General features: G+C 31.8%; 19 protein-coding genes and 10 tRNA genes. 4 read left to right on the plus strand and 25 right to left on the minus strand.

The window, feature by feature from the left end:
* Window positions 1-46 precede the first annotated feature (46 nt).
* From Q0873_RS06395 to Q0873_RS06405, 3 genes are all read left to right on the plus strand, one after another.
* Complete coding sequence (locus Q0873_RS06395; protein WP_299105174.1) at window positions 47-2,449, plus strand: hypothetical protein; 2,403 nt, start codon at window positions 47-49, stop codon at window positions 2,447-2,449.
* Window positions 2,450-2,544: 95 nt separating this feature from the next.
* Entirely contained in the window at window positions 2,545-4,998 is a 2,454-nt protein-coding gene (locus Q0873_RS06400; protein ID WP_299105176.1) for a hypothetical protein, read from the plus strand.
* A gap of 151 nt (window positions 4,999-5,149) precedes the next feature.
* Window positions 5,150-7,267 carry a Tex family protein gene (locus Q0873_RS06405; protein WP_299105178.1) on the plus strand — a complete coding sequence of 706 codons (2,118 nt, stop codon included), beginning with the start codon at window positions 5,150-5,152 and terminating at the stop codon, window positions 7,265-7,267.
* Between the two features lie 25 nt (window positions 7,268-7,292).
* Here Q0873_RS06405 and Q0873_RS06410 read toward each other — a convergent pair whose 3' ends face one another.
* The 25 genes from Q0873_RS06410 to Q0873_RS06530 all read right to left on the minus strand — a co-directional run bounded on the left by Q0873_RS06410 (window position 7,293) and on the right by Q0873_RS06530 (window position 22,762).
* Entirely contained in the window at window positions 7,293-8,393 is a 1,101-nt protein-coding gene (locus Q0873_RS06410; protein WP_299105180.1) for a slipin family protein, read from the minus strand.
* Window positions 8,394-8,719: 326 nt separating this feature from the next.
* Window positions 8,720-8,810 (minus strand) — tRNA-Asn (locus Q0873_RS06415).
* 656 nt (window positions 8,811-9,466) lie between these two features.
* Window positions 9,467-9,943 carry a ribonuclease H-like YkuK family protein gene (locus Q0873_RS06420; protein ID WP_299105182.1) on the minus strand — a complete coding sequence of 159 codons (477 nt, stop codon included), beginning with the start codon at window positions 9,941-9,943 and terminating at the stop codon, window positions 9,467-9,469.
* 36 nt (window positions 9,944-9,979) lie between these two features.
* A tRNA-His gene (locus Q0873_RS06425) sits at window positions 9,980-10,050 on the minus strand.
* Window positions 10,051-10,109: 59 nt separating this feature from the next.
* Window positions 10,110-10,182 (minus strand) — tRNA-Leu (locus tag Q0873_RS06430).
* 6 nt (window positions 10,183-10,188) lie between these two features.
* Window positions 10,189-10,261, minus strand: a tRNA-Lys gene (locus Q0873_RS06435).
* Between the two features lie 95 nt (window positions 10,262-10,356).
* Window positions 10,357-10,429 (minus strand) — tRNA-Pro (locus tag Q0873_RS06440).
* 207 nt (window positions 10,430-10,636) lie between these two features.
* Window positions 10,637-10,719: transfer RNA gene (locus Q0873_RS06445), tRNA-Tyr, on the minus strand.
* Between the two features lie 282 nt (window positions 10,720-11,001).
* Window positions 11,002-11,074: transfer RNA gene (locus Q0873_RS06450), tRNA-Cys, on the minus strand.
* A gap of 7 nt (window positions 11,075-11,081) precedes the next feature.
* Window positions 11,082-11,165, minus strand: a tRNA-Ser gene (locus Q0873_RS06455).
* Window positions 11,166-11,240: 75 nt separating this feature from the next.
* Window positions 11,241-11,372 carry a hypothetical protein gene (locus Q0873_RS06460; RefSeq protein WP_299105184.1) on the minus strand — a complete coding sequence of 44 codons (132 nt, stop codon included), beginning with the start codon at window positions 11,370-11,372 and terminating at the stop codon, window positions 11,241-11,243.
* 458 nt (window positions 11,373-11,830) lie between these two features.
* The gene (locus Q0873_RS06465; protein ID WP_299105186.1) at window positions 11,831-12,394 is read right to left on the minus strand and encodes a 3'-5' exonuclease; all 564 of its coding nucleotides are present in this window, start codon (window positions 12,392-12,394) and stop codon (window positions 11,831-11,833) included.
* A 5-nt stretch (window positions 12,395-12,399) separates the two neighbouring features.
* Window positions 12,400-14,196 carry a hypothetical protein gene (locus Q0873_RS06470; protein ID WP_299105188.1) on the minus strand — a complete coding sequence of 599 codons (1,797 nt, stop codon included), beginning with the start codon at window positions 14,194-14,196 and terminating at the stop codon, window positions 12,400-12,402.
* Window positions 14,197-14,403: 207 nt separating this feature from the next.
* A tRNA-OTHER gene (locus Q0873_RS06475) sits at window positions 14,404-14,521 on the minus strand.
* A 71-nt stretch (window positions 14,522-14,592) separates the two neighbouring features.
* Window positions 14,593-14,707, minus strand: a tRNA-OTHER gene (locus Q0873_RS06480).
* Window positions 14,708-14,851: 144 nt separating this feature from the next.
* Window positions 14,852-15,373 (minus strand): hypothetical protein, encoded by a 522-nt coding sequence (locus Q0873_RS06485; RefSeq protein ID WP_299105190.1) that lies wholly within the window; start codon window positions 15,371-15,373, stop codon window positions 14,852-14,854.
* Window positions 15,374-15,411: 38 nt separating this feature from the next.
* Complete coding sequence (gene prfH, locus Q0873_RS06490) at window positions 15,412-16,107, minus strand: peptide chain release factor H (RefSeq protein WP_299105192.1); 696 nt, start codon at window positions 16,105-16,107, stop codon at window positions 15,412-15,414.
* Between the two features lie 3 nt (window positions 16,108-16,110).
* Complete coding sequence (locus tag Q0873_RS06495) at window positions 16,111-16,668, minus strand: hypothetical protein (protein ID WP_299105194.1); 558 nt, start codon at window positions 16,666-16,668, stop codon at window positions 16,111-16,113.
* Window positions 16,669-16,782: 114 nt separating this feature from the next.
* Window positions 16,783-18,174, minus strand: coding sequence for an RtcB family protein (locus Q0873_RS06500; protein ID WP_299105196.1), 1,392 nt, complete (start codon window positions 18,172-18,174; stop codon window positions 16,783-16,785).
* Entirely contained in the window at window positions 18,159-18,854 is a 696-nt protein-coding gene (locus Q0873_RS06505; RefSeq protein ID WP_299105198.1) for a hypothetical protein, read from the minus strand. The genes Q0873_RS06500 and Q0873_RS06505 overlap by 16 nt, the downstream gene beginning before the upstream one ends.
* Window positions 18,855-19,565: 711 nt before the next feature.
* Window positions 19,566-19,862, minus strand: a complete 297-nt coding sequence (locus Q0873_RS06510) for a S26 family signal peptidase (RefSeq protein ID WP_299105200.1) — start codon at window positions 19,860-19,862, stop codon at window positions 19,566-19,568.
* A gap of 144 nt (window positions 19,863-20,006) precedes the next feature.
* On the minus strand, window positions 20,007-20,651 hold the full coding sequence (locus Q0873_RS06515) for a hypothetical protein (RefSeq protein WP_299105203.1): 645 nt from the start codon (window positions 20,649-20,651) through the stop codon (window positions 20,007-20,009).
* Window positions 20,652-20,808: 157 nt separating this feature from the next.
* Window positions 20,809-21,174 carry a hypothetical protein gene (locus Q0873_RS06520; protein ID WP_299105206.1) on the minus strand — a complete coding sequence of 122 codons (366 nt, stop codon included), beginning with the start codon at window positions 21,172-21,174 and terminating at the stop codon, window positions 20,809-20,811.
* Window positions 21,171-22,571, minus strand: a complete 1,401-nt coding sequence (locus Q0873_RS06525; protein ID WP_299105209.1) for an RtcB family protein — start codon at window positions 22,569-22,571, stop codon at window positions 21,171-21,173. Before Q0873_RS06525 ends, Q0873_RS06520 begins: the two co-directional genes overlap by 4 nt.
* The gene (locus Q0873_RS06530; RefSeq protein ID WP_299105211.1) at window positions 22,568-22,762 is read right to left on the minus strand and encodes a hypothetical protein; all 195 of its coding nucleotides are present in this window, start codon (window positions 22,760-22,762) and stop codon (window positions 22,568-22,570) included. The genes Q0873_RS06525 and Q0873_RS06530 overlap by 4 nt, the downstream gene beginning before the upstream one ends.
* 140 nt (window positions 22,763-22,902) lie before the next feature.
* Between Q0873_RS06530 and Q0873_RS06535 the strand changes: the two genes are divergently transcribed.
* Window positions 22,903-23,514: a hypothetical protein gene (locus Q0873_RS06535; RefSeq protein ID WP_299105213.1), complete on the plus strand. Its 612-nt coding sequence runs from the start codon at window positions 22,903-22,905 to the stop codon at window positions 23,512-23,514.
* The last annotated feature ends 1 nt before the right edge of the window (window position 23,515 follow it).

The following is a 23,515-nucleotide window of genomic DNA, read 5'->3' on the forward strand; positions in this document are numbered from 1 at the left end:
ATAATTCTTGATGTGTTTTTAAACTCAAATTGCTCAAAAAAAACACATGAAAATCAACCACTTAACTACGAAAAAAGTGCTACATGAAATTTTTAAACCTATTGTATTATTTTGCTTTCTGCTTCTCACCTCCTCCTCTATTGCTCAACAAAAGAAAACAAACTCTGTAGTCGATAGTTTTAAAAATTACACTTCTAACTATAAAGAAACTGCATACGCGCAACTCAATAAATCTACTTATATAAAAGGAGAAACATTAGGTTTTTCTAGTTATATAATTAATAAAGCAACAAAAACACCCTCATTTCTAACTAAAAATCTGTATTGCGTTATTACAGATAACAACAACAGAATTATTAAAAGTAAGTTGCTTAAAGTTGAGAACGGAATTGCGTACAACTCTTTTGACATTGACAGCTTATTTACTTCTGGAGTATACACTTTTAAAGCATACACCAATTGGATGAAAAACTTTGACGAACCCAATGCATTTATTGAATCTTTTAAAGTTATAGATCCTACAAAAAATTCCACACAACAAAGAGAACAACTTTCCAATACTATAGATGCTCAATTCTTACCAGAAGGAGGACATCTTATATACAACGTAAAAACGAATGTTGGGGTTACAATAAAGGACAACAGAGGTTATGGTCTTTCTAATATAGAAGGAAAAGTTTTCAACCATAAAGACAGCTTAATTACTGCATTTAAAACCAATTTTTTGGGAATAGGTAATTTCTTGCTACTTCCAAAAACAAAAGAGTATTACACTGTTAAATTCAACTACCTAGATAAAGAATATAACTCCCCTCTTACAAACGTTAAAGACAAAGGAATTTCTATCAATCTAAACCAATCAAACACAAAGATTATTGTTGAATTAAACACGAATGAAGAGACTTTAAAAGAAATAAAAAATGAACCTTTTAAGTTAGTTATTCATAACGGAGATTCTATAAAAGAAGGGGCTGTGAAGTTTGAAAGCACAAACTTTGTAAAAGTCATTGATCAAAAAAAACTACTATCTGGAATCAATATCTTTACGCTTTTTGATAAAAATAATAACCCTATCCTAGAGCGTCTTCTCTTCAATTATAATGGTATTCACACCATTAGTCTGAAAAAATCAAAAGCAGCAAAAAAAGGAGATTCTTTATTGGTAACGATTCCTTTTGCCAATGCTACCAATTTTCAGAAAGAAGATATCCACCTCAGTTTATCTGTATTACCAAAAGGAACAAAATCATATCAAAAAAATCACAATATAATTTCACATACCTATCTACAGCCTTATGTTAAAGGATATATTGAAAATGGAGGGTATTACTTTACCGATGTTGACAGAGAAAAAAAACATCATTTAGACAATTTATTAATAACGCAAGGGTGGAGTAGCTACGATTGGAATGCTATTTTCCAAAGCGATACTCCAAATAAATATATTTTTGAAAATGGAATCATCATCAAAGTCAATAAAAACAGCGATTTCGATTCTGACTTCTTTATTCATCCTTTGAAAAATGGCAACCCGAGTATTATAAGACTTGAAGAAGATGAAAATTATCTTGTAAAAGAAGGTTTATATCCATTGGGCGAAGAACCTTTAAACTTGAGCTCTTTAGATAGAACTGGAAAACTTGTAAAACCAAATTTATACCTTCAATTTCATCCTAGAAAAGCACCCGATTTTAATGAATTCCCAAATTTAATACTATCTCCAAAATCGTTATTCTATTCGTACGAATCTAAAGTAAAACCATTTACTAAACTAGAATTAAATCAACAACAGGAGTTAGATGAAGTTACTATTAAAGGGAATTTAAGAAAGAAAAAATTTCAAGAAATTAAAAGAGATGGCTTTTCAAAAGTATATGGAACTAAAAAGTCTGTAAACGATTCTTTTTTATCATTAGCACAATACATAAATGCCTACGTAACGAGCTTCGGTGCAAGAGAAGAATTAGGAAGATTTAGTATAAGTGGGCCATTTAAAGAACCTCCTCTTGTTTACTTAGATGATATTCCTCTAGCACGAAATGATTTACTTTTCAATTTTAGTATGAATCAAGTCGATTACATAGTTACCAATCCTAGAGGCTATGGAGAAGGTTTAAGAGGTAGTTACGGCTCTATAAAGATCTACACTAAAACAGTTTCAGACTTTGCAATAACAATTGAAAACAACAGAGAATTTAAGTTTCCCTTGTCGTTTTCCAAGAATAAGAAATTTTATGTACCTAAGTATCATACTTATGATAGCTCTTTTTACCAAGAATATGGTGTTATTGATTGGATTCCAAATGCCACATTAGATGCTCATGGAAATATAAGCTTTACAATACATAATCCTGCAAATACAAACATTACTATTTTTATTGAAGGGATAACTCAAAATGGTAAGTATATAGCTGCTACTAAAGTTCTTAACTTTAACAAAACCCCTTAATTATAAATTGTATATTTCAATAAATCAAAACTTTAACCTAAATTTAGGCATAGTTTTTGATATATTTTTAAACTAATTGCTAATAAAAAAAACACATGAAAACTAGCTATTTATTAAACAAGAAAACGCTCAATGAAACAGTTAAATTATTTTTATTTACAAACCTCATTCTAGCAACTGTGCTGTCTTTCGCACAACAAAAGAAAACCAATTCAATAATTGAAAATTTTCAAAACTATGCGTCCAATTACAAAGAAACCACTTATGCGCAACTTAACAAGTCTACCTATATAAAGGGAGAAACTTTAGGTTTTTGTGGATATGTAATTGACAAAGCAAAAAAAACACCGTCGCTTTTAACTAAAAACTTGTATTGTGTAATTACCGATGCAAACAATAAAATTATTAAAAGCAAACTACTTAAAGTAGATAAAGGAATTGCCTATAACTCTTTCAAAATAGACAGTCTTTTTACTACCGGTACTTATACTTTTAAAGCATATACCAACTGGATGAAAAACTTCGATGAGCCTAATGCTTTTATGGAATCTTTTACTGTTATCGATTCTGAAAAAGACACGCACGTAAAGAAAGAAGTAGCCTCTAATTTAATTGATGCTCAATTTTTACCAGAAGGAGGTCATTTTGTTCATAATGTAAAAACAAAAGTAGGAGTCGCTGTAAAAGGTGCTAACGGATATGGTATCCCTTATGCAAAGGGGAAAGTTTACGACACAAACAAAAACTTAATTACCACCTTTAAAACCAATTTTTTAGGAATAGGAAACTTTTCGTTGACACCAAAAGCAAAACAAAACTACATTGTTGAAATCAATCATTTAGATACAGACAACCACTTTGCTATTAGCGGAGTTAAAAGTAAAGGTATTTCTCCTCGTTTAATTCAATCAAATGCTAAAGTTGTTATTGAATTAAACACCAATAAAGAGACCTTAAAAAAGATCAAAAACAAACCATTTAAATTAGTAATACACAATGGTGATATTATAAAAGAAGGACTTGTTGAATTTAGTGAAACAAGTTTTGCTAAAACCATTGATAAGAAGAATTTACTTCCTGGAGTTAATATCTTCACACTTTTTGATAAAGATAACAACCCAATATTAGAACGTCTTTTCTTTAATTATAAAGATGTAAAAACGGTTGGTTTGGAAAAATCAAGGGTTTCTAAAATGGGCGATTCATTACTAATTAATATTCCTTTTGAAAAAGCAGTAAATATGCCTCACTTGAGTGTATCTGTGTTACCTAAAGGAACAAAATCTTATCAAAAAAATCATAATATCGTTTCATATACATATCTACAGCCATATGTTAAGGGGTATATTGAAAATGGAGGGTATTACTTTACCAACGTTAACAGAGAAAAAAAGCATGATTTAGATAACTTACTAATTACGCAAGGATGGAGTAGTTATGATTGGACATCTATTTTTAAAGATGACAAGTCGAACCCTTATACTTTTGAAAATGGAATTACGGTAAAGGTAAATAAGAACAATGAACCCAACTCTACTTTTTTCCTTTCTTCAATGAAGCATAGTAACCCTAGTATTATTAAAGTACAAGACAATAAAAATTATTTTGCAGAAGATGGTCTATATCCACATGGAAAAGAACCTTTAAGGTTGAGTGCTTTAGATGAAAAAGGAAAATTGGTTAAACCTAATTTATATGTTCAATTTTACCCGCAAAGAGTACCTGAATTCAATCAAAGTTCAACGACTACTTTAGCACCAAAACCATTGTTTTATTCTTCAGAATCAAAAGTAAAACCTTTTACTAGTTTCGATTTAAACGAAGAACAAGAATTAGATGAAATTACCATCAAATCTATTTTAAAGAAAAAAAGGTTTGATAAACTTACGAGAGACAATATGATGTCTCGTGTATATAACGTTGACAGGTCTGGAGGAAACCAATTTTTAACCTTAGGGCAATACATAAACATCTATGTACCTGGGTTTACTGTTAGAGAAGAATTGGGAACCTTTGTTGTAACCAATCGTCGAGCAGTAGGTTTAAGCGGAGCTGCCTTAAATCCAAATAGTGTAGTAGCTCAAGACCCATCATTAGCAGGTCCACTTATTATTGTAGATGACATTCCAATGTTAAGCACTCATTTATTATATAATTTTCAAATGAATCTTATTGACTACATTGTAGTTAGCCCAAGTGGAATGGGATACGGTTTAAGAGGAGCAAATGGAGTCTTAAAGATTTATACGAAAACAGGAGTAGATAATGTTGAAGAGGTTAAAAACACCAGAAAGTTTAAATTTCCTTTATCATTTGCAAAGAATAAAAAATTCTATGCTCCAAAGTATCAGAATTATCACAACACCTTTTACAAAGAATACGGAGTTATTGACTGGATTCCTAATTGTAAATTCGATAACAATGGAAACTTAAGTTTTAAAATAAGTAATCCTGCCAATACAAATCTTACACTTTTTATAGAAGGAGTAACTCAAAATGGAGAATATATAACTACTACTAAAGTTTTAAACATTAATGAGAATCTATAAGAGTCTCTAAAATTTAAACAATAAATAACCTCGTTTTTTACGGGGTTATTTTTTGCAATAAAACTTTCTTTTAACAGCATAATTTCATCTGCTTTTAGATTATTTTATTTCTTATTTTTGCTAGACTCCACTAAGAATTAAAAATAAACCTTTGATAAAATACATTACCCATCGTTTAAACATTTCAGAAAAATCAATTCAAAATACCATTGAATTATTAAATGAAGATTGTACGGTTCCTTTTATTGCCCGTTATCGTAAAGAAAAAACAGGAAATTTAGATGAAGTAGAAATTGGTCAAATTGTACAATTAAAAGAGCAATTTGAAGCACTTGAAAAAAGAAAAGTTGCTGTTTTAAAAGCGATCGAAGAGCAAGATCTTTTAACCAAAGAATTAAAGGAGAAAATAGAAAAAGTAGAAGATCTTACTACACTAGAAGACATATATCTTCCTTATAAGAAGAAACGTAAAACCAAAGCGGAAACCGCTCGTAAAAATGGATTAGAGCCTTTGGCTAAAATGATTATGAGTCAACGTGTAAATGATTTAGACTACACTGCTTCTAAATACACAAATAACGAAGTTGAGTCTGAAGAAAAAGCTTTGGAAGGTGCACGACATATTATTGCTGAATGGATTAATGAACGAACCGACATTAGAAATAATATTCGTTATCAATTAGAACGTTTTGCAACCATAGCTACCAAAGTGGTTAAAACAAAAAAAGATGATGAAGGGGCTCAAAAATTCAAAGATTATTTTGATTGGGAAGAGAACTTAAGTCGCATTCCATCACATCGCTTATTAGCAATTTTACGTGCCGAAAAAGAAGGATTTATTCGTGTAAAAATTGAAATCGATAACGAACGTGCCTTGCAAAAAATGGAAGATCGAATTATTCGTTCTCATAATGAATGTGCAGATCAAATTGAATTGGCTATTGCTGATGCTTATAAACGTTTGTTATTACCTTCTTTAAGTACAGAAGCTCTTAATATTGCTAAAGAAAAAGCAGATGAAAATGCTATAAAAGTATTTGCAAAAAACTTACAGCAATTATTATTAGGAGCTCCATTAGGTGAAAAACGAATTCTAGCTATTGACCCTGGATTTAGAACAGGATGTAAAGTAGTATGTTTAAATGAGCAAGGATATTTATTACACAACGAAACAATCTTTCCACACGCACCTCAACATCAATCTACAGAAGCTATAAAGAAAATTAGTTCTTTAGCAGATGCTTATAAAGTTGAAGCTATTGCTATCGGAAATGGAACTGCTTCAAGAGAAACCGAACAATTAATCAAACGAATTCATTTTAAAAATGCAGTAGAAGTTTTTGTGGTGAGTGAAGCAGGTGCTTCTATTTATTCTGCCTCTAAAATTGCACGTGATGAATTTCCTAATTACGATGTAACCGTTCGTGGAGCGGTATCTATCGGACGTAGATTAGCAGATCCTTTAGCAGAATTGGTAAAAATAGATGCAAAATCTATTGGAGTTGGGCAATACCAACACGATGTAGAGCAATCTAGCTTAAAGAAATCGTTAGATACTGTTGTAGCACACTGTGTAAACAAAGTAGGGGTTAACATCAATACCGCTAGTGCTTCTTTGTTGAGTTATGTGTCTGGTATTGGGCCAAAACTAGCAGAGAATATTGTAAACTATAGAAATGAAAATGGTGCATTTACCAATAGAACCGCTATTAAAAAAGTACCTCGATTAGGAGGAAAAGCTTTTGAACAATCAGCTGGTTTCTTACGTATAAAAAACGGAGATAATATATTAGATGACTCTGCCGTACACCCAGAACGTTATAGTTTGGTGAAACAGATTGCCAAAGATTTAAATACTAAAGTTGATGGATTAATCGGAAAATCAGCTGTTTTAAATCAAATCAAATTACAGCAATATGTAACCGATTCTTATGGTTTACCAACTTTACAAGACATTATTAAGGAATTAGAAAAACCAGGATTAGATCCTAGAGAAAAAGCAAAAGCTTTTAGCTTTAATGAGCATATAAAAACTATTGATGATGTAAAAACAGGAATGATACTTCCTGGAATTGTAAACAACATTACCAATTTTGGTTGTTTTGTAGATATAGGAATCAAAGAAAGTGGACTAGTACATGTATCTAATCTAGCAGATACTTTTGTAAAAGATGTAAATGAGCATGTAAGCTTACATCAGCATGTACAAGTAAAAGTTTTAGAAGTAGATATTTCTAGAAAACGAATTCAATTAAGTATGAATTTTTAACATAAAAGAGCTCCAATTGGAGCTCTTATTTATTTACTGCAAAGATTTCTTTCAATTGTTTAATTACATTTCCGTTTCCAGACACAGTAATTTCTCCAATCTTATCAGCAATCTTTTCTACGTATTCCATTTCCTTTAACTTGAACAACATTTCGTTGTCTTCCATTAATTTGGCGGTATTTAGCAAGCTTCTTGTAGAAGCAGTTTCTTCTCTTCTGGTAATAATATTTGCTTGTGCTTTTTTCTGAGCTACCAGTACCTGATTCATAATTTCTTTCATTTCTCCAGGTAAAATAACATCTCTAATTCCACAACCTTTAATTACTACACCGAGCTTTTCAGCGCCTGCTTTTGTTTCTTCAAAAACAGCTTTAGAAACATCTTCTTTGTTTGCTAGTAACTCATCTAGTGAATACTGCCCTACATACTTTCTTAGTGCCAATTGCATGCTTACATACAACTGCTTTTCATAATCTTTGTTTGCTAATAGAGCTTTTTCAACATCAGTTACTTTATACTGCGTGTAAAAGTTTACTCTTACATTTGCCTTATCTTTTGTAAGCAATTCCTGACCTGCAATTTCTAATTGCAATTGTCTGGTATCGACTTTGGCAATTTTAATCGTTGTTTGATTTCTCCAGAATCTGTAGGTACCACCTGTTAAGGTTTTAGTATACACATCATCTACTAAAAGCACTGCCTTTTCATAGGCGGCAACTTCAAAAACTCTTACATACTTATTTACTTCATAAGCAGCAAATAGAGATGTATCAATATTCTCAGTAATATAAATTTTGCTCGTATCAATTCTTTGAAAAGTTCTATTGATTAGTCCTTTCCAAAAAACATGTCTACCTGCATTTAAAACGCTTTTAAAGTTCTTGTTTTCGTACATAAAAACCAACTCGTTATCTTGTACCTCAACAACTTCCAGCATTGCAGCCAATTTTTCATCTTTTAAGAGTACTTCTAAAGGAATTGATGAATAAAAATCTTTGGTAACATCATATTCTAATGCATTTTCATTAAACCTCAACCAATACACACCTGAAGTAATTACCCTTTTGTAATCACCTTTTTTAAGTACCAGTCCAACCTTTCCTTGGTTAATTCTTACTCTTTTCATTTTTCTTTTCGTTTTAATTTTAGTTTTCTATTTCATTCTTTACTCCTTATGGAGAAATTTGTTTGTTTTTCTTTAAAAGTTTTGAATGTGAATGCTTACGCAGATACGGAAATAATAAGATGATATAGCTTCAGTATCATTATTTAGTAAATGGATTACATCACATAATGACATAACTGACTTACTAAAACCAGATACATGGTGTATACAATGGTTATTATTTCAAAGTACGTTTGTAAGTGTTCATTTAAAAACTCATTACACATTCAATACTTTTGGTCATCAGTTTTACAAGATGATGAGCTTAATGGTGACTTCCTCAAGTCAAGAGACCGGATTCGAACCGGCACGCCTTTCGGCTTACCATAATTACCAGATTAACAGTCTAGCGCGTTTGACCACTCCGCCATATCCTTTCGGATAGTGGGATTCGAACCCACGAATTAAAAATCTATTGTTCTAACCAACTGAACTACATAATCGTTCGATTATGACGGGATTCGAACCCGTGACCTATAGAGTGAGATTGTTTTTTGGTAAACAATCAAAAACCTTCAAGACTAGTTGCACATACTTATCTAATACAATACTGTAAGAAAGTACACAATGGTGCTATACAGAAACACGCAACAAGACTTGCTTGATATTTTTATGAATGTCATAGAAGAACAGATTATTTCGTTCCTCGTAATGACCTTAATATGTTTATGAACTTAGTTCCTCTTATCAGATTCGAACTGACACTCCTTAATCATTTAAGGCAGATTGGCTCTAAATGCGCTTCCCTACTTTTAATCCTGTTAATTTCGGTGCTTCTGCAAAATCTATTCATTAATAAGCGTGTTATTAACGACATCATCCAATCACTCCATGGTTGCGAAAATCTTTTACCACAGCTCTTCCTTTTAAGCTAAAGAGGATTTTTGTAATGGCCTCATTATACGCCTTGTTACAATGAGGCTTTTCTTAGCAATTCTCCCACTATTCGGATTTCTTTTTCAATTACACTACAAATATTTAACTGTAATACGCAACCTTTTTGCGTAGTGTAATTTTATTTTAAAAATTTACGACTAAACTACTCTATCGGCACAAGATGAACTTGCAAATGCAAAAGGTTTCGCTTTAAATTCAAACCCCATTCCTAAGATGTAGCCCATAGCATCTTTTAATGCTACACTCGATTGAAACTTTGGATCTGTATTAATATCTGCATGAACCTCTAGCGCAACATTATGCTTGTCTAACATATCGCAAATTGCATAGGCAATATTTACAGACATTGTTACCTCTTTAAGCATTCGTTCTTTGATAGATATTTGTTTGGTTCCCTTTGTATTTCTAACAAACATAAATCCTCCTTTACCTTCTCTCAATACAACAATTGCTGTTGCATATTCAATATGCGATTTATAAGCTTGAGAATCTGACCCAACACAAACCTTTAAACGATACCCATCTTTCTTTTCCTTTACAATAGCTTTTTCAAGCACATTTAGAATAGATTCATCAAATACTTTTCCACTAAAATTTCTCCATTTTTGATCCACAATTTCTTCTTTTTCTATTTTATTTCTACTTTTTAGGGTGACTTCGGGGATCGAACCCTGTTCTTTTCAACCACAACGAAATGTTTTACCAAATAAACTAAAGCCACCATTTTCAATTATTCAGAAATCACTGATCATTCTTCATTAATTACTGATTATTGTTTTGTACAGGAAGAGAGATTCGAACTCTCAAAATTCTGATTCTAAATCAGACACGTATACCGTTCCGTCATTCCTGCTATTTGTTGAGGCATTGGGATTCGAACCCAAGACTCCCGTGTTAAAAGCACGGTACTCTACCAGCTGAGTTATACCTCAATTTTGGTGACTTTAGGGGTTACTTTTTCTTTTTACAACTATGAACTATTCGTATGCCCCTTAGTCACCTTGAACACACACCTTTCTAGGTTTTGTCTGGGAAGCAGGACTCGAACCTACAACCTCCTGCATCCAAAGCAGGTAAACAACCAATCGTTATCTTCCCAGTAAAAGCGGTTCATACGAGAATCGAACTCGTATCTCCCGAGAGACAGTCGGGAAGGATAGCCATTACCCCAATGAACCATTTTGTACTCCACCTTGGATTCGAACCAAGACTGAACTGGGCTTAAACCCAAACTTCGTTTCTGCCTTCATAAAAACAGTGTTTTTAATTCACCAATCTTTTCCATTTGGGCTAGTGGAGCATTTTTGTGGAAGTGGTAGGATTCGAACCTACACGCTTAAAAAAGACCAGAGTTACAATCTGGCGAGCCAACCAATTGCTCAACACTTCCTTACTATGTCATTACGAATGAAGTGAAGTAATCTCTTTTAGGAGATTCCTTCAGTCGTTCCTCCTTCGGAATGACGATATATTTCTTTATTTCAAAGATCCTCGAGACAAGAATGAGAGTGATGCGCCTTCTCATCTAGCCACAAAGTGGATTTCCGCAATTCTCAAACAAGTTTGAATTGCTTCAATCATTGAGACAAGGATGAGATTACTGCGTGTTCTCATCTAGTCACAAAGTGGATTTCCGCAATTCTCAAACAAGTTTGAATTGCTTCAATCATTGAGACAAGGATGAGATTCGAACTCATAAAAAGCGGAGTTGCAGTCCGCTGCCTTAACCTTTCAGCCACCTTGTCTTTTTTGCGGAGAGTAAAGGAATCGAACCCACACGAGTCGTTAACTCCGAACAGTTTTCAAAACTGTGGCCACCACCAAATTGGCTTGTCCTTCCTGGTTTTATCGCATAAAAAAAAAGCATCTCGTATAAGGAGATGCTTTAATGCTTTTTAAATGATGAAATACTTAACTTATATTTCCATCATCTATCTCCTTTTTATAAATGAACCCAGCTTCTCCTCCACATAATAGTAGATCATTTTTCGGCGAGCGAAATTGATTATGATAGGTTATACTATGTTGTAAATACTGTTTCATTTTATATTGTTTATACGATTCTTTTTAATTCGTTTTGACGTTGCAAATATGAATGCTATTTTTTAATTACACAAGGAAAATTTTAATTTATTTTATTGATTATCAGGTAGTTATACTCGTTTTAAAGCAATAGATTTCCTGTTCGTATTTAAACGAATTTAGTTCCTATTTACAAATGTCTGTCTCTCAATTGTTTTCAGTTTTAGCTCTTTATTTTAAATCTTATTAGTCTAACATTTTTCCTTTTAATTTTTTTCATAAAAAAAGCGTCCAATTTACATTGGACGCTTGTATTTGTATCTCTTTTTATTAATTTCTATCGATTGTTATTCTTGAAATTAGTATACATAGCATCCGTCTCGCCAATATCTGGGCAAGTTCCATACGAACAAAGTTCTAATTGTTTATTGATATGTATAAATTTTAATTTCATTTGTGAGTACAATAGTAATCAATTTTTAAATACGTTCAGCTTCCTTTTTATTTTTTAAACTCCAATGCAAAACCTTTGCTATATTTTTTGCATCATCTACACCTCTATGGTGTGTTCCTTCTAAAGGTATATTTAGTATAGCTAAAGCTCCTTTCATTCCTACTTTTCTAGACATTCCTTTTACTTCTCTAAACAACTCTTTTACATTTATATGTTCTTGCGATAAAGGGTACTCAATGTTTCTGATCTTACATTGGTTTTTAATCATTTTCAAATCATACAAACCGTAACTTGCCCAAACATATTCTTTTGAATTGTATGTTTTTCGTAATTGATCACAGGCTTCTTTAAATGAAACACCTTCTTTATCTAGTAAGTCTTGTGTTATTGTAGTAAGGTCTGTACAAAATGAACTTACTTCAGATCGTTCTGGCTTTACTAAAATTCCTTTATTCTTTTCTATTTCTCCAGATTCAGTATCTAAAACACAAATACCAAATTCTATAATTTCACTTACTTGTCCTGGTGGAGTTTTTCCATCCCAGCAAGTAGCTTCTATATCTATTACAATTATTTTATTCTTATTCATTATTTCTATTCAAAAAGTTTAATAAAACTATCTTTTTCTAGTAGATCTAAAGAAAAATCGTGATTTGCTTCTTCTTTATTCTTTACTATTCTTGCTCCTAACAGTTCAACAATCATTTTAAATGACAACGGGTTACTCCATTGCTGATACAATGCTTTTGTTGCTAAAGTTGATACTTCTGAATTTCCTGAAACTCTTGTATGCCCGGCTCCAAAGTTTAACAATACAAAAGATTGTTTCGCCTCACTTTTTATTGAAATTCCAAAGACCTTCTGTTCTATGCTTTCAGGTAAAAACATTCCCAAAATAGTTTGATGTTGTACCGAGTTACATTTTATTTCGGCAAATAACTTATTAGGATTCATCATAAAATCTTTACTAATATGATCTCCTTGACCGATTACAATTTTATATTCACAATCTACTTTTCCTGAATACACATTATTATTTACCAATGTAGGAGCCTTTAAACCATTTGCTGCATATAAATATTCAACAGCTCCACTTGGTGCTGAAGTAATATCTCCAGAGTACATCAAGCTTCCATTGCCTTGCTTATAACTTGTATTCCAACCTACTTTACCTCCAATATTTAAACCAGATAAATCTAAATCTCTTGCTCCCCAATCATTTTTCCAATAAATACCAACTGCCATTTTCTTTCCAAAAAATTTAGTTCCTGTAGGGATGTTTTCTACATACATTTTTTCAGAAGTTGGTAAAGCATATTCGACATCATCAGGTAAAAATATTTTAGCATTTGATAAATCAAACCTATTCTTCATATAGTTTACTATGAAACTGTAATTCATTTTACTTGCATATGAAGTATTACCTGATTTTACCCAAGACTTTCCGTTTCTTACGCTATACAAAAAAGTATCTTGACCATTTTTTCGTATATAACAAGCATTCAACGCTTTAAATAAAGCAAATGGAGTTGCATTATCTAACCAATGAATATCTTTTTCTGTTAACAATGAATACGTAACTTCATTTAATGGGTTTGAAACCATTGGTTTATGAAACTTCTTAGACAACTTACTTATCTTGTTAATTACTTTTGGTGCTCTATTTTTATACGCTAAAAACAATGGTTTGAATCGATTAAATATCTCAGCCAGCTTCTCTAATCCGTACTTATTAAATGCTAATGTTGGATTATACGAGCTATTCTTAATAGCATCAATCAATTCTTCATTTTTAATAAGTAACGTTGAATCAGTAGTTCTATAAATAATATATCGAAAGAACTCCACTACATTTTCAGGATATACATGATATAAATCGGCTATTTTAACGGTAGCTTCCTTATTTTTAATATTTTCTTTTCCCGTAAACTCATAGTTTAATTCATCAACTAATATTGATATTACATCATTTACAGTTTCTTCCTTTAAGGCAATACCTGATTGAAGCAAAGACAAACACTTCTGCGTCATTCCCTCCACTGTATACGCCTTAATTACTTTGTAAACCAACTTTACTTCTGGAATATCAACAACTTCTATAGGTATATACACTTCACTATTGAAATTACTACCATAGGTTGAAATATAATGTTGAATTTGGTCAACATACAATTGGGTTCTAGAACTAAATTTAATTTTGCTCCATGACTTATGAAATGTTTTGTTTAGATCATTTCCACTCAATCGTTCTTTCTCATAATATGCGATAATTCTTTCTTTTACCCATAAAGCATTCTTTTCAATAATAAATCCATCTTTCGAGATATATGGGTTTTCTTCTGATGTTGTGTCTTTAGCAACTACTGCATTAAACAATTTTAACGTTTTCATTTTTCATAATTTTTAATAAGTGAGGTGTGTTTTTAAAATTTATAGGAACACCATTTACCTATTTTTTAAAAAAGACGAAGAGTAAACAGACCAAACGTATACCGGAGTCGAACCGATTTATAGGAACTCTTGTTGTCTTTTTCCCAACGGAAAGTAAGATCTATATGATGATTTATAGGAACTTTCTTTGTCGGTACATCTTTTTTGTGACTCAGACAGGACTCGAACCTGCAACACCCGGATCTTGAATCTTTTATAGGAACCATTGTTGCCTTTTCATAGCGAATAGTAAATAACGGTGCTCTACCCTTTGAGCTACTGAGCCATATAAACTAACGGAAAGTATTTCTAAGTGACAGTTAGGTGTATATAGGAACTTTCTTTGTCAGTTTATTGCAGTTCGGGCAGGAATCGAACCTGCGACACACAGTTTTGATCTTTCTAGGAACTATCTGTGCTTTTTCATAGCGAATAGTATTTTCTGTTGCTCTAACCACTGAGCTACCGAACTTTTATTTTAATGAACTTTTGTAATAGCCCCATTATACTCCTTGTTATAATGAGGCTTTTCTTAGCAATTTTCCCACTCTTCGAGTTTTCTTTTTCATAATTACACTGCAAATATTCGACAGTATTACGCAATCTTTTTGCGTAGTTATTTCTTTTTCTTCTTTTTTTTACTTTTTTGCTTCTTTTTCTTAGGAATCTTGTCTTCTACTCTTGTAATATGCTCTTTAATCGTATACATATAACTTTCATTATAGATATACTTCTTTGCTACCTTTAAAAGCTTTAATGCTTTTTTATAGCTTTCTTTTTGCTCATGCAATTGTGCCTTTGCAACATGCAATACTCCTTTATCGGCTCCTTTTAAGGTCAATGCAAAATCGATTAATCGCTCTGCTTCATCGTAATCTTCATTCCATAACAATACATTGATGTAATGCGGATATACATGAAACGCATTGATGTTTTCGGCTAAGGCTTCCATATAATATTGTTTCGCTTGTTCAAAATCACATAAATGTTCTGCATATATGCGTCCCATTAAACACAAAGCCATCACATTTTTTTCTTCATATGCCAATGCATACGTCAAAGCTTCCATAGCCTCTTCTAAATCATATGGAAAAGCATCTAATGCTTTAAATATGTAATTGTTTGCTAGTGTTTTCATCTTTCTTTGTTTCGCTCATCCTAATGACGAGTACTTTGTTATTCTAATTCTTTACGTAAATCTTTCTTCAATTGATTTCGTTTAGATTTATAGGATATTTTTTTCTTTTTCTGATGTTTAAAATCGGTTCCTTTAAATACTTGAACTGGATTTCCTCTTTCTAAATTCAAATGGTTTTCCCATTCTTGCTTAACCGCATTTTTTAATTGTTCAATATTATATACAGCAACTAAATTCTTTAAACGTTCAATCGCTATTTTTTTGTTTTGATGTTGTGAACGACTTTCTGAAACCAATACTTGGACTCCCGTTGAACGATGTTTTGCTCTAATTGCAGAACTTACCTTGTTTGCATGTTGTCCGCCTGGGCCTGAACTTCTAATTGCTTGAAATTCGATGTCTTTTTCAGCAAGTGTTAATTCACTTGTGCATTCCAATTCAAAACAGCCTATAAACCAATTTTTACGTTTGTGGTATTTTCTAAATGTCGATTTTCCAATCCATTGAATAGTGCCTAACCAGTTTTTTAAAAATGCCGATAATTCTTTTCCTTTGAGTTGAATGGAAACGGATTGTACCGTTCCATTTTCAACTCCTTGTTCTTTGTAAAGAACTTCATAGCTAATTTTATTCTCTATAGCATTTTTTATAAAAACCTTTAAAACTTTTGCCACTACCCAAGTACATTCAACAGGACCACGACCTGCGGTAAACTGAATTACTTTTGTTTCCATTTTTTATGTTATTCCCATTAACGGGATTTTTGACAACAATGGATTTCCAATTAGGTTTTCTCCCTTTTCTAAAAGCTTAACAGCTGATTTTACTGCCCAACATTTATCACTTGTGTGAATGTTTGCATAAAAACCTAACAAGGTCCTTGGTTCAACCACATTCCAACCATTTACCTCAACACTTTCAATTGTCTTAGATTCGAAAAAATCAATCGTTACTCTAACTTCTTTTCCTGTTGGTAACCATTCTATTTTTTCATAGCGTCTAAAATTTTCATTGCTTGGCATATGGTCATATTTAGTCCAAACTTTTTCGAATCCGTCCTCTAGTAAAATTTGCATTACAATTCCTACATTTTTCGGATTCACAAAAATGTCTATGTCCTTATGGTCATGTGCATGTTTGAACTCTTTGTGGTTCATTTCTGACATAAAATGCCAAGCCCAACCTCCTGAAACCACAATCCATTGTTTTAATTTTTCTAAAATTTTAAGACCAAACTCTATTTTATAATCTGGCCATACCTCTCCATATCTTTTTATATTATAATTTGCTCCCATAACTTTTTCCTTTTTTTTAACTGAGTGAAACGAAGCAATCCCCTATTTAATCAACAGATTACTTCTTCGCTTCACAAAGTTTTGCTCATCGTAATGACGATTCTTAATTCATAATTACTTATCCATTCTTACAATCTTTGGAGTAAAAGTTCCTACTACCTCAACCAACTCTTGCTGATTTCCCATTACTTTTTTAATATTCTTATAGGCCATAGGTGCTTCATCTACTCCACCTCCAATTAAACTTACTCCATTCATCTTTAATTGATGTTTGATATCGCTTTTGGTAAATTTCTCTTTACATTTTCTTCGAGAATGTTTTCTCCCTGCTCCATGTGAAGCTGATTGTAAACTTTCTTCATTTCCTAATCCACGAACAATATATCCTGGTGCGGTCATAGATCCTGGAATAATTCCCAATGCTCCTTTATTAGCAGGCGTTGCTCCTTTTCTATGTACAATACGTTCCGCTCCATTTACCTCTTCTTTCCATGCAAAATTGTGATGGTTTTCAATCATTGTTAATGGTTTTACTCCTAACAATTTTGCAATTCGTTTATGAATATTATCATGACATGCTTTTGCATAATCTCCAGCTAAGTTCATAGCTAGCCAATACTCTTGTCCGTCGTGCGTGTCCATATCCAACCAAGCTAAATGCTGTACGTTTTTGGGAAGCGGACATTGCTTACTTGCTAAATAGGTATAGTGTTTAGCAATGTTTGCTCCCAAAGCTCTAGAGCCACTGTGCGTTAAGAGTCCAACATATTCACCAACTGGAACATTGAATTCATTGTTTTCATCAGAGATATTTACAATTCCGAATTCTACAAAGTGATTTCCACCACCTGAAGTTCCTAGTTGATTATATGCCTTCATCTTTAACTTCTTCACCAAAGGAATGTCTTGAAACTCTCTACGCTCGAATATTTCATGATCTTGTTTTTTAGCATGGGTTTCATACATTCCAAACTTGGTGTGCTCTTTTAATATGTTTTCCATTTGATGTTGCTTCCCTTTTAAATAAGAAGCCTTCATCGGAAATATGCTTAATGCCATTCTACAACCAATGTCTAATCCCACTCCGTATGGAATTACAGCATTTTCGGTTGCTAATACACCGCCTATAGGCAAACCGTACCCTGAATGTGCATCGGGCATTAAAGCTCCTTGCACTGCTATGGGTAATTTTAAAGCATCGTATAACTGATACTTTGCTTGTTCATCAATTTCGTTTTCTCCATAAATTGAAAATGGAGCTCTTGTATTTCGCAATTGATGCATTTTAACTTCTACTGGTTTGGTTAAACCTTCTGCAACTTTCCCCCAAATCGCATTTCCTTGATATTTTTCTGGATGAAGCAATACGTCTTTTGCTTCTTCTAAAATGCGTTCTTTCTTTTCCTTTTTTCTATATCGGTTAATTTGCCCTAAGGCGATGTTTATGCTATTATTCTTTGGAAAGCCTAAATTGATTAGGTCTTTTCCTTTTAATTTCTTTCCCATGTTATTTTTCCATTTAAAATTGCTGCTATTGGATATTTTTGTAAAGCTTTTAATTGTTTTTTAACTTTAAGTTTATCCTTTTGAAAATCTTGTGTTGTCCAATAATCTTTTCGATTCCAACCACAAAATTTTGCATTTGCTTCATAGTATCCTTTTTGTAACAACTTGTTGTCGAGTAAAGCATCTTCGCTTTCCAAAACTGGATCAATTCTTTTAGAGTGTGTTACATATGCTCTCGTATATTTTATACGATAGGCACCTTTAGGAATTCGTACATAAAATCTTTTTCTAAGTTTTTTATCCCTAGTTCTGTACGAATACACAGTACACATTTTTTGTGCTTTATAACTTAACCGATTAAATTGACGCTTACTTATTGTTGGAAAATCTTTATAAATCAGATATTTCGAAATTTGACGAAACCAATGTTTATCTGCTTCATCTTTAGTCCTACCCCAATATCTTTTTTCTATGATATCATATAATTCAAGAATATGTTCTTTGGTCTTATATCTATCTACGTTTTGCGTTATAACAATCTCTTTAAACCAACCATGTCGAATTGGTTTTTTAAGTTTTATATAACCTAAACTTTTCTTTTGTTCCCAAATTTGATGTTGTCTTTTCCAGATACCACGAACCTCTTTAAGTCTCTTCGACTTTTTATGTTCTGGTTTCAATTATTTTCCTATTAAACGTTGCTTTGTTGTTTCGGAAATGGTAAATAAACTAAACGGAATTGTGTAGTATTAAAAATCCGAAACTTTGTTGGTTGCTTCGGACTTTAATCATATTGAAATTTTATTTATGAATGAAGTCGCGAAGCATGTGTACGAAAGAACCTGGTTCTATTACTGTACTAATGTTGAATTGATATTTTAACATGTTTACTTCGTTTTAATGTGTTAAGCTTTACTTTCTATTTTTCTTATATAAAAACCAGACTCCCCTGATAATTATAAACATAGTAGTTAAAACTGTACTCTTGTTTTGCTTGAATTGCGATGCAAATATGAAAGAGATTTTTGAACTACACAACTATTTTTTGAGTTTATTTTTCTGATTTCCAGTCACTTACCTTATATTTAAAGTATACGATTCCTGTCCGAATTTCTTCAGATTAGTAACCTACTGGTAGTTAGTTATGTAGTACGGGCAACTCTTTTTTCAACAGCCTGAAAATTTTTCATAAAAAAAGCGTCCAAATTTTAAACTTGGACGCTTTTTAGTGATTTTATACTACAATAACCTATTGGTAACGACATAAAAATCGCTTTTCAGCGTCCGATATGTGTATTAATTGCATGCGCATAGGTTATATTTTGTTTTTATTATAATTTATAAAATGTGTGAGAATCTATATTCTCTATTATCTTTCTTTTCTGAAATGCCTATGGCATTGATAATATTTCTACTACAATTCCATATACATTTTTAGTCCATCCATTAATTCTTCCATGGTTATTTCCTATTAATAAACCTCTTTTATTGTTCTTTCCTTTTACAAGATGCGTAAAGCAGTTTCCACGAACTTTACAGTAAACAATATCTCCAACCTCACATTCTTCCCAACTAATTGGTTTTAACTTTACCGGTTGTTTTGATTTTAAAATAGGTAACATCGAATTACCTGGCTCTTTTGAAATAATGGTTTCTCCATTACTCAACTTTTGAATTTTCCAATTCATAATAATTACATTTTATAAATTATGTAAAACACTATTGTCTTACATATCTCATAAAATGAGAAAGCCATTTCAATGAACTATTGCAAATATGATATTTTTATTTGATTTTTTCTATTAGATTGATTTTAAATAGGAATTATTCTTTTAATTCATTCCAAACATTCCTTTAAGCAAATTACCTATTTTTCGAAATACACTGATGTTTTCAGAACTTTTTACTTCCAAAGAATAACCTTTTATTACTTGCTCTTTCTTTTCTTCTTCTTTTTCTATTACACAATTTAAAAAACCAAACCAATCTTCTTCTTTATATACATTAAATTCTGAAATAACTTTTTTAGAAAAAGACTTAGCCCTACTCGCAACTTCTTCTTTTGTTAATGAATAATAATGAAACCCATCCCCTAAAGTATTATCATTTAGCATATAGAACTCATACAATATGTCATACTGATAATCAGTTTGCCGATTTAAATCAGATAATAAATTAACGACATCTAAAATTTCTATTTGATTATCTGAAGTTGACAACTTTTGACATAGAGTATAAACTCTTAAACTTAATAGTTCTTCTTCTGAGCAATAACTTTCTATTAGATTTAATAATTTACTCCTATGGTTCTTTTCCTTATAATTTATATTTATAAAATCAAACAACAAAGTTTTACTGTTTACCACTTTACTTCCTACTAATTGATACAAGGATCTTTCAAAGGTCTTCGTATCAATTTCATCTGTCAAAAGCTTTAGCGCTTTTTGCTTTAATTCTTGATTTATTTCTCTTTCCATTACCTTTTCTTTGGTTTCTCTTAGCTTCTTTCTGGAATTATACAATTTATCGTTTCAAATCCATGAGACTTGAACTCCAAGTATTTTTCTCGTAAAACCTCCTAACCTTTATTTTTTTTTTACAATTCTATAGGTTTGTTCAATTCAGTTTTAACAATCACCAAATAGGTGATTCACTTACTTTATTTTTATCTATTCCAATAAAACGTGGAGTATAACAATCTGACACTAGAACTCCTATTTCTTGACTACAATTAGGACAAAGTTTATTTAACCCATCCATTCCACTTGGTCCACAGCATCCTTGCATTTTTACAGAGTTGTAATGATTTTTTAAAACGATACTATCGGCATTAACTAGATAAGTAATTTCTAAATCATCAAAATTCCATATTCCTTCATTTAAAACAAATTTTCCAATTGGAATTAAATCTTGTTCATCATCGTATAGAATTTCTTCTTTTTTAGCTTGAATTAAATTTTCAATTAAATGATGATTGCATTTTTTACAATAAAAATTCATTTTCTCTTCTTTTTATCTTGTCTTTTTCTAATTCTCCAAGGAGCATTCTTTTGCCAGTCTCCCGCCATAATACATCCATAAGGTAATACCTCATCAATTACTTCTCCTAAACCAAATTCTTTCATTTGATTACGAACCGTTGTTGCATTTTTATATGCTGATGGTAATTCAGTAATATCAATTTCATTAGAAAAGAAACGTACATCTAAACCTCTAGTTTCTTCTTCAAATATTTCTTCAAAAGTTCCTGTTTTACTTTTTCTATGTTGCGTTCTGCTTACATTTCTTCCTGCTCCGTGCGGAGCAAATCCTAAATTACTTTCAGTAGATTTTCCTTCGACAATCAACACAGGTTCACTCATATTTAACGGAATCAACCTCGGACCAGTAATATCAGGCATAAATTTCGGGTTCAACGGTGTTGCTCCTTTTGCATGGTAAAACAAATCACCATCTTTAAACACAAAATTATGTTCGTTCCAAAATCGATTTTCTTTTTCAACTCCTAGTTTTTCCAAAGTAGCATCATGCAATACTTCATGATTCTTTTTTGTCCATTTCCTTATAATTTGTAAGGCTTCCCAATATGCCTTCCCTTCTTCAGTTTCATAAGGAATCCAAGCATTTTGTTTTAAGGTTTGTGGTGATAATTCTCTTCTAAATCGTTCTGCCACTTTTATTCCTTTAGTATATAAATTTGCTCCAAAACCTCTACTTCCATGATGCGTTACCAACATTGTGTTTCCTGTTTTCTTAGACTTCCCCACAAACAAAAAGTGGTTTCCATCACCTTGAGTTCCTAAATGTGAGCGTGCCGCAGAGATACTTTTTTGATCGTTTAAAAATACATTATTCTCTATCTCTTCTAATAAATCCATAGGAAATCTAAATTGCTCCTCCCTAGAACGACCTCCATAACCAAAATGTGTAATACTATGAGCTGCATCTAGTACTTCTTTAGGATTTGCTTTTCCGAAATCTGTTAACATTAACGAACAACAAATATCTGCACTATGCATTCCTGGATGAATAGCGTTTCTAGCAACTGCTACCCCTCCTACTGGAATTGTTCCTGCTGGACCAGTAGGGCAAGCATCTGGCATAATAGCTCCATTTACCAACGTTGGTGTTTTCATTAATACCTCCATAGAATGAACTACAGAATTTACATTTGTTTCTTCTAATTCATTCTCTGCCTTGATATTAACACTAAAATCCGCTGGTTCTTTTAACAATGGCATCTCTGGTACAGGTTTAAACTGCTCTAAATAGTCCATTATTTGAACTTCTGTTAATTCATTCGAATTAATATACTCCATAGCTTCTGGGAACCATTTTCCTGATTTAAAACCCATTTCAATTAAATCTTTTCCTGTAATATGTCTTTCATTTTTCATAATAAAATTTCTTTTGGAATTGTATTTATAATCTTTTCTTTTCCTTTAATTGTAAAAATACTCACACAGCAACCGCAACCAGAATTTTCAGATACAAATTCTAATTTATATCTATTGGTTTCAATCCATTCATATAATATATCTTGATTACCATTTTCTGCTATTACAATAATTTCTTTTTCTATAATCATTTTCTCTATTTTATTTTTTATTCATAGCATTTTCCCTCTAAAACGACTTCTTTTTCTTAATCACACTGCAAATATTTAGCAGTGTTACGCAATCTTTTTGCGTACTAAAATTTATTTTATGATTTTTACAAAAAAACAATATGGATTTAGAAAACAGATTCTTTCATCTTTTAGAAAAGTATACTTCCAATAAGGCTCATATCCAACAACTTTGGACAAACCTTCACCAAAAATATTCAGAGTCTCATAGAGCTTATCACAACCTAACACATTTAAAAGAACTATTTTCTTATTTTGATGAATACCAAGAGCATTTAGAAAATTCAGATATCGTTGCTTTTTCTATTTTTTATCATGATGTCATTTACAATATCTGGAACAAAGACAATGAAGAAAAGAGTGCAGATTTTGCTTTACTAGAATTAGACAATGTTTTATCAAAGTCTTCTTTAGAAAGTATTCAGCAACAAATTATTGCTACAAAAACTCACCAAGCTTCGGATAACGACACACAACTTTTGGTTGATTTTGACCTTACCATACTAGGAAAATCTTCGGAAGTTTATACTAATTATACAAAGTTGATTCGTAAAGAATATCAATTAGTTCCATGGTTTATGTATAAAAAAGGACGTAAAAAAGTACTGCAACATTTTTTAGATAAAGAAGTTATTTATGGTTCTAAAACTTTTAATGATTTGTTTGAAAAACAAGCTCGAATTAATTTAACTAATGAACTAAATAATTTATAAA

It is taken from the genome of uncultured Tenacibaculum sp. (genome assembly GCF_947498805.1).
In the GTDB taxonomy this organism is placed as follows: Bacteria; Bacteroidota; Bacteroidia; order Flavobacteriales; family Flavobacteriaceae; genus Polaribacter.

Bases quoted from the DNA above. Each gene is read 5' to 3' on its own strand.
- Q0873_RS06460 (WP_299105184.1), bottom strand. From the start codon at position 11,372: ATGAAACAGTATTTACAACATAGTATAACCTATCATAATCAATTTCGC.
- Q0873_RS06525 (WP_299105209.1), bottom strand. From the start codon at position 22,571: ATGAAAAATGAAAGACATATTACAGGAAAAGATTTAATTGAAATGGGT.
- Q0873_RS06530 (WP_299105211.1), bottom strand. From the start codon at position 22,762: ATGATTATAGAAAAAGAAATTATTGTAATAGCAGAAAATGGTAATCAA.
- Q0873_RS06395 (WP_299105174.1), top strand. From the start codon at position 47: ATGAAAATCAACCACTTAACTACGAAAAAAGTGCTACATGAAATTTTT.
- Q0873_RS06515 (WP_299105203.1), bottom strand. From the start codon at position 20,651: ATGGAAAGAGAAATAAATCAAGAATTAAAGCAAAAAGCGCTAAAGCTT.
- Q0873_RS06520 (WP_299105206.1), bottom strand. From the start codon at position 21,174: ATGAATTTTTATTGTAAAAAATGCAATCATCATTTAATTGAAAATTTA.
- Q0873_RS06510 (WP_299105200.1), bottom strand. From the start codon at position 19,862: ATGAATTGGAAAATTCAAAAGTTGAGTAATGGAGAAACCATTATTTCA.
- Q0873_RS06400 (WP_299105176.1), top strand. From the start codon at position 2,545: ATGAAAACTAGCTATTTATTAAACAAGAAAACGCTCAATGAAACAGTT.
- Q0873_RS06470 (WP_299105188.1), bottom strand. From the start codon at position 14,196: ATGAAAACGTTAAAATTGTTTAATGCAGTAGTTGCTAAAGACACAACA.
- Q0873_RS06465 (WP_299105186.1), bottom strand. From the start codon at position 12,394: ATGAATAAGAATAAAATAATTGTAATAGATATAGAAGCTACTTGCTGG.
- Q0873_RS06535 (WP_299105213.1), top strand. From the start codon at position 22,903: ATGGATTTAGAAAACAGATTCTTTCATCTTTTAGAAAAGTATACTTCC.
- Q0873_RS06485 (WP_299105190.1), bottom strand. From the start codon at position 15,373: ATGAAAACACTAGCAAACAATTACATATTTAAAGCATTAGATGCTTTT.
- Q0873_RS06500 (WP_299105196.1), bottom strand. From the start codon at position 18,174: ATGGGAAAGAAATTAAAAGGAAAAGACCTAATCAATTTAGGCTTTCCA.
- prfH (WP_299105192.1), bottom strand. From the start codon at position 16,107: ATGGAAACAAAAGTAATTCAGTTTACCGCAGGTCGTGGTCCTGTTGAA.
- Q0873_RS06495 (WP_299105194.1), bottom strand. From the start codon at position 16,668: ATGGGAGCAAATTATAATATAAAAAGATATGGAGAGGTATGGCCAGAT.
- Q0873_RS06410 (WP_299105180.1), bottom strand. From the start codon at position 8,393: ATGAAAAGAGTAAGAATTAACCAAGGAAAGGTTGGACTGGTACTTAAA.